Annotated in this window: 5 protein-coding genes and 1 pseudogene; 3 read left to right on the top strand and 3 right to left on the bottom strand. The window is 64.2% G+C overall.

Annotated features, from left to right (window positions below):
- Positions 1 to 157: 157 nt before the first annotated feature.
- Positions 158 to 904: pseudogene (locus ACLP9N_RS04675) on the bottom strand (adenylate/guanylate cyclase domain-containing protein); the annotation flags it as partial.
- A 318-nt stretch (positions 905 to 1,222) separates the two neighbouring features.
- Here ACLP9N_RS04675 and ACLP9N_RS04680 point away from each other — a divergent pair.
- Complete coding sequence (locus tag ACLP9N_RS04680) at positions 1,223 to 2,767, top strand: adenylate/guanylate cyclase domain-containing protein (RefSeq protein ID WP_442406296.1); 1,545 nt, start codon at positions 1,223 to 1,225, stop codon at positions 2,765 to 2,767.
- Positions 2,768 to 3,002: 235 nt separating this feature from the next.
- Here the strand turns inward: ACLP9N_RS04680 and ACLP9N_RS04685 are convergent, their stop codons facing one another.
- On the bottom strand, positions 3,003 to 3,251 hold the full coding sequence (locus ACLP9N_RS04685; RefSeq protein ID WP_442406297.1) for a hypothetical protein: 249 nt from the start codon (positions 3,249 to 3,251) through the stop codon (positions 3,003 to 3,005).
- Positions 3,252 to 3,636: 385 nt separating this feature from the next.
- Between ACLP9N_RS04685 and ACLP9N_RS04690 the strand changes: the two genes are divergently transcribed.
- Both ACLP9N_RS04690 and ACLP9N_RS04695 read left to right on the top strand, forming a co-directional pair.
- Positions 3,637 to 3,888 (top strand): hypothetical protein, encoded by a 252-nt coding sequence (locus ACLP9N_RS04690; protein ID WP_442406298.1) that lies wholly within the window; start codon positions 3,637 to 3,639, stop codon positions 3,886 to 3,888.
- A 199-nt stretch (positions 3,889 to 4,087) separates the two neighbouring features.
- Entirely contained in the window at positions 4,088 to 5,959 is a 1,872-nt protein-coding gene (locus ACLP9N_RS04695; RefSeq protein WP_442406299.1) for a serine/threonine-protein kinase, read from the top strand.
- 328 nt (positions 5,960 to 6,287) lie between these two features.
- Here ACLP9N_RS04695 and ACLP9N_RS04700 read toward each other — a convergent pair.
- Positions 6,288 to 6,811 (bottom strand): hypothetical protein (locus ACLP9N_RS04700; RefSeq protein ID WP_442406300.1); only part of this gene is annotated, 524 nt, incomplete at its 5' end.

Below are 6,811 nucleotides of genomic sequence, written 5' to 3' on the forward strand. Positions count from 1 at the left end.
CACAATTTTCACCCCCACAGGGCGACCGCAAGGTCAGATTGGCTCGTACGATAATTCCTCACTGGGGCCTCCCACATCTTGTGGCTCTACCGGCCAGGACCTGATTCCTGTCGGCAACCCACGTTCACATGCAGTGAGGCCCCAGCCTTCCCATACCGTCTAGCAGGCCCTCGACGGCAGCCATCTCCCAGCGCCGACCCACCAGATGCGACTCAGCACCTGTGACACGACGATCTCGATCCGACACACTCAGCAACTGCTGGGCGGCGACCGGTTGATCCCTGCCTTTGATGTGGACCATTTCCGGCTCGCTGAGGACTGCATTGTGTTCCACCAGCCGTGCGGTGGAGGCGCTGAGCATCACCCCACCCGGCGGGGCCACCGATTCCATCCGCTGGGCCATGCCCACCTGCTCACCGATTGCGGTGTAACCCGTTGCAGCCGTGCCGATCTCCCCGGTGATCACCTGCCCGGAGTTCAACCCGATCCGCAGCTGAAGTTCGACACCATCACGGCCGCAAACCTCCTGAGCCAGATCGCTAATGCCGCTGTGGATCTCCAGTGCAGCCCGGCACGCGCGCAGGGCATGGTCCTCCAAGGCCACCGGTGCGCCGAACAGCGCCATGATCCCATCACCGGTGAACTTGTCCACCGTGCCGCCATAGCGTTTCACCACAGCAGCGGCCCGATCCACCAGCTGCGCCATGATCTCCCGCAGCCGCTCCGCCCCGACGGCAGAGGCGATGTCCATTGAGTGGACCACGTCGGCGAACAGAACCGTGACCTGCTTGTACTCGGCAGGCCTTGCGGCCGATGTGACCGCCGCACCGCACTCGCTACAGAACTTGGCCTTCTCGCTCAGTTCCGTGCCGCACGATTCGCACAACAGTCCCGCCGCTGTCATCTCACGCGGCCAGCCCACCGTCGTTCCACGGCACTATCGTGTCACCGCTGGCCAGCCAGCATGCGCCATATCGCCACTGCGATGTCTACGGCACACGTCCGATGACGCGGCCCGCGCCGCTCTGGATGGTCTGACCGTGCACCCGACCTATGCCAAGCTCGCTGCTGGCTCGATAACTTACTGCGATGACAACTCAGATCCTGCTCATTATCGCCGTGATCGCCCCCGTCGCGTAAGCAATTACTAAACGGAAAAACACCGAACGGGGACTATCACTCGTGCCCCGGCGAGCGGTGGGATCAGCAGTACGCTCATGCCGTGGCGGAAACGTTATACGCCAAGTGCGGCGATCTGAGCCTGGCGTATCAGGTGTTCGGCGACGGGCCAGTCGAGCTTGTCTTCGTCGGGCCGATGGTCAGCCACGTCGAGCTGGTCTGGACTCTCCCCGAATTCAAGGCGTTCTTCGATCAGCTCGCCACGTTCTGTCGCGTCCTCCTGTTCGACAAGGCCGGGGTCGGGCTGTCGGACCCGGTCCCGAAAGTTCGCACGCTCGATGATCGAGCGGCAGAGATCGAGGCCGTCATGGACACCGTCGGCTTCGGACAGGCCGTCGTCTCCGGTCTGAGTGACGGCGGAGCAGCCTCCATGATGTTCGCGGCAACACGACCGGAGCGAACGCGCGCACTGATCCTCATCGACACCATCCCGTATTGGGGCTTCGCGGGGTGGGACGACATGGACCGCGACCCTGCCGAGCTGCGGGCGCGCCTCGTACCCGAGCTGGGTGAGGATTACACCCCGTCCACGGAGCATCTCGCCCGCTGGCAGGAAGTGGCCCGCGCGGTCCACTCCGGCTGGGGCAGCGGTGTGGCAGCCAGCATCGCCTCGCCGTCGATCCGGTCGATGCGCCAGCTGGGAATGGCTGAGCGGATGTCCGCGAGCCCAGGGATGGCGCGGGCGTCATTCGAAGCGGGGTTTCTGATGGACGTGCGGCCGATCCTGCCGACGATCACCGCGCCCACCCTGGTCATCCATGCCCGCGAGGACCCCACCGTTGCGGTGCAGTACGGCCGGTACCTCGCGGATCACATCCCGGGCGCGCGGTACCTGGAGGTCGAGGGCACCGACCACTTCCCCTGGTTCGACGAGCCCGACAAGATCCTGACCGGGATCGAGGAGTTCCTCACCGGCAGCCATGCCGCACCGTCGCAGTCTCATCGCGCCCTGCGCACCGTGTTGTTCACCGACATCGTCGCCTCGACGCAACACGCCGCAGCGACCGGCGACGAGCGGTGGCGTGCGGTGCTGCACCGCTTTGGTGAGATCACAACTGAACTCACGGAACGGTTCGGTGGCACGGTGGTCAAAAGCACCGGTGACGGTCACCTCGCCACGTTCGACGGGCCGACGCAGGCCATCCGCTGCGCCGAGGCCCTGCGTGCTGACGCCGAGACGCTGGGCATCGATATCCGCGTCGGCATCCATACGGGCGAGTGCGAACTTCTCGACGCCGACATCGGGGGGATCGCCGTACACATCGCGGCGCGCATTCTCGGCCAGGCGGGCGCCGGTGAAATCCTCGTCTCCCGCACGGTTCGTGATTTAGTCGTCGGGTCGGGCACGGGCTTCGTGGACCGCGGCAGCGTCAAGCTGCGCGGCGTTCCCGGCGCCTGGCAACTGCTGGCGGTCGATCGCCACGGTCCGCGGGCGGGATCGGCCGAGGCGGAGCTGGCGTCAATGCCCACTCCTGGCCGTCGGACAGCGATGCGCCGCTCGGATCGCGCCGTGGAGACGATCGCGACGCGCGCACCGTGGATCCTCCGTGGGATGGCCCGCCTCGCCCCAGCCACCGGCCGCCGCTGAACACCCGGAGTCAGCACGGTTGGAGGTGTCTGAGCCCTCGACATTGTTGTTAGGTGAGTCGCTTTAAGATGCCACCGACGCCGATGCATCCGTGCTGGCCAACGACTCCACCTTCACGAGCTGGCTCGTCCAGCGGGGCGGTCGTAATCGCTGAGGGTGCTGTACCGGTTGCTGTACTGGTCCCAAAATGGCCCTCAGCCCCGGCGTTCACACCGCCGATCGACCGGTACGCGGATCACTCGGCGACGAGTTGATCGGTGTTGGCGAACACTAGGTTGCCGGTGTCCAGCACCACCGCCCACCGTCGGGCCGGGTCAGCGAAACGCTGCCCGCCGATCTCCACGGGTTGGACCGCCAGCTCACCGAAATCCTCAACGATCACCCCTGCACTCTCAGCGTCGGCGCCCGCATACACCCGCACGCGCATGTTCACCGCCAATTGCCCGCCGGTCCCGCTGCTGCGACCTTTGCGACGTTCAAACACTGTGTGCTCCCTACCGTGTCCTGGAACCGACCCGTTTAGATCGGGCCTGCGCCGCCTGGTGTTGGCCTCAGTCGTCGGCGGCTCCCAACGCCGCCTTCGCCGTTGAATGGGTGTGTCTAGCTTGAGCGTTGCGCACAAGCGTGGCCAAAACGGCCCGACGGTCGTTTCTCAATCGTGTTGGGACGGTAACCGAAGATTGCCCCCCATCGACTACCTCCGCTAGCAGGTGGTGCTTCCCTTGGAAGTCTCAGACATCGGTGTCCAAGATGGTGCATCCATGGAACAGGCGAATGCGCAGCATCGGTCAGAAATAGAGTGACCCGCAGGGCAGACTGCGAGGATCGCGTTTTGAACGGCTGGCTTCGGAGCGGGTCTTGGCCGCAATATGGTCAGGTACGGCAAGTGGAAGACGGCCGGGATGTGCATGGGGCTCTTCGGCGAGAGGCAGCAGGCCCGGCACGAGTGGATCGCGAGCGGCCCACGCCGTGGACGCGAGGAGGCCCACTCGACGGCGGTTGTGACCCACCACGCCTCGCCGGTGCGGTCCCGGACGGTGAAGGTCTGCCTCGGCTGCCTGTGGGTCTCGGCGGACCTCGACGCGCAGCACGGGTCACCACGGTCGTTGGCCGCGCCGTAACCCGCCGAAAACCGTATCCAGCGCGACACAATTTCTGTGACGGATTTCCGAGGCACCCCGCCCTGGAAATCAGGCCGCCCGGAAGCCAATTGGGGCGGCTCGCAGATGTTGGTCCGGTGGCTGCCGTCGCGACAAATACCCTGAAATGGCGGGACTTCGGTCCCTATCGCAGGACTTTGGTCAAATGGTCGGATACCCCATGGGATTAGCCATTGGTGCGACCTTTGCCGGGTACACCATCCTGCGGCTGCTGGGCACCGGCGGTATGGGCGAGGTGTACCTCGCCCAGCACCCCCGATTGCCGCGTAACGACGCGCTCAAGATTTTGGGCGCCGATGTGTCCGCTGACGAGAACTATCGCCAGCGATTCATCAGAGAGGCGGACCTAGCGGCCAGCCTATGGCACCCGCACATCGTCGCAATCCACGACCGAGGCGAGTGTGAGGGCCGGTTATGGATCTCCATGGATTACGTCGACGGCACCGACGCTGCTCGCATGCTGCGCGACCACTATCCAGCGGGAATGCCTGCGTCTGATGCGATCCGGATTGTCACTGCTGTCGCCGAGGCGCTGGACTACTCCCATGCCAGGGGCCTCTTACACCGGGATGTAAGACCGGCGAACATCCTGTTGGCGGAACTTGAAGATGGTGAACGACGAATCCTGTTGAGTGACTTCGGTGTTGCTCGCGATGTCGAGGACGTGAGCGGCCTTACCGCAACCAACATGACCGTCGGAACGGTGGCTTACGCCGCTCCTGAACAGCTGATGGCTTTACCGATGGACGGCCGGGCAGACCAATACTCGCTGGCCGCGACCGGCTATCACCTGTTGACCGGGTTAACGCTGTTTCCAAGTTCCAATCCGGCTGTCGTCATCGGCCAACATCTCAATGCACCACCGCCGACCCTTGCCGAGCGTCGCCCATACCTTGCGCCCCTCGATGCGGTGTTCGCCAAGGCATTGGCGAAAGATCCCAACGAACGGTTCCTACGCTGCGTGGACTTTGCTCACGCACTCGCGGAGTCAAACATGGAACCGGCCAGCTCAGATCTGAGTGACATGGGCACCAAGACACCGGTCATACCACCGGTGTCGATCCCCAAGGGACCCGTTGATAGAAATGCTGCGACGAATGAAGCGCCGAAGTCGCAACTTCCGCATCGCAACGAGGTACGAATCCGACGCTCACGATTACTGGTTGCAGCGGCGCTAGTACTTGTTGCGATATGTGTTGGCGCATTCTTCGCAGTGCAGGCCATCACCAATAAGGCTCCACTTGCACGGTTCTCCCTGATCGGCACACTGCAGCTGAGCAGCGACAGCATCAAGACAACTGGCCTGCCCGGCGGATACAGCTGCGCCGGTGATCGCAGCGACAATGACATCGGACCAGGTGCCACGGTCACCGTGGCCGATGAGACGGGAAAGCTGATCGCGAAGGGTGCCATCGAAAGCAGCTACGGACAACAAGGATCGTGTCTGTTTCTGTTCAGAGTCAATGAGGTTCCCGGCGGGCAGAAGTATTACCGAGTGCAGGTCGCCCAACGCGGCGAAACCATGTACACCGAGGCCGAAGCCAAAGCCGGAATCAACCTGTCCCTTGGCGGCACTGCCCCCAGCCCAAGGGACACTGCCCCACCCCGCATTCCAACACAGCAGACAGAGACACCGGAAGACCCCGAGTCGGCCAGCTTGGCCCAGCTGCGGCGGATCGCCAACCACGACCACCCGTTCGTGACCGACTGGCTCGCCGACCGCTGGGTACCCCAAATCAGTTCCAAGCGGCTAGGAATCGTCGCCGAAGGCACCGTCTGGAACAACGCAAAAATACTGAGCGAACACCTGCAGCTCCGGGCGCAATTCCCAGAAGCCAAACTGCTCTGGTCGGGGGACTGGTCAACGTTCGACGCACCCGACTTCTGGGTCACCATAGTTGGCGACACATTCCCGGATGCAGCCAGTGCGCTGGCTTGGTGCACTCGTAAAAATCTTGATCGAGACCACTGTTACGCCAAGATCGTCAGCACAACGCACCCGGTCCACGGCAGCACTGCCTTCAACCCGTAACCACGATGAGCTGGCACCGAACCGGTCAACCCCAACACCAGCAGGGACCAGCGCCGGTGCACAGGAAATGCCCGGGCAGTTGAGGGTAGTAGTGGAGCGCTTGGTTCATGGGGGGTCGCCCGTCGCGTTCCTAGATTCTCGGGTTGCCAGCGCAATCGAACCATTGAGTGGTGAACCACACCCGTGACAAAACCGGGCATGCTCCAGAGGCTCGCTGCCACACGACCGGCACGCTGCTATGGCCGTCACCCGACCCTCCGCCAATCCGGGCCCCCAGCGTCTTCAGGGGTTCTCTGAAGGATAAGCCGTGAGGGAGGGATCTCGGGGGTCAGCGGGCGGGAGGCTTGGCCCGTTCGCCGAGGCGGGCGCGTAGGTCCTCCTCGAAGGCGACGAACTCGGGGCTGAGCTTCTCGGCCCGCAGGCGCTGCAGGTTCGGGTAGCCCGCGTCGCGCTCGGCGTCCCACTCGTCGGCGAACTTGCCCGACTCGATCTCGCTCAGCACCTCGTGCATCACCCTGGGGACGTCGAGGCCGTCGTAGCGATCCGCCCGCGACATCTGGCCGTACTGGCTGGTCGGCGAGTGGTAGCGCATCTGGCTGGCGTAGCCCTCCAGCCGCAGCAGCCGGTAGCTCCGCTCGATCTCACCCGAGAGCATGAGCTCGGTCATGATCGCCTCAAGCGGGATGCCGGCCCCCGACATCACCGCGACGAAGCTCATGGAGACCCGGGCCATGGCCGGGGCGAGCACCTGCTCCACCGCGAGGTCGAGGACGGCCTCCTGGCGCGGCGTCATCTCGATGGCACCTTGGCGCAAGCCGCCGACCGCCCGTGCGACGGCCAGCGTGCGGGCCA

Source organism: Mycobacterium sp. (assembly GCF_052144515.1).
Lineage (GTDB): Bacteria > Actinomycetota > Actinomycetes > Mycobacteriales > Mycobacteriaceae > Mycobacterium.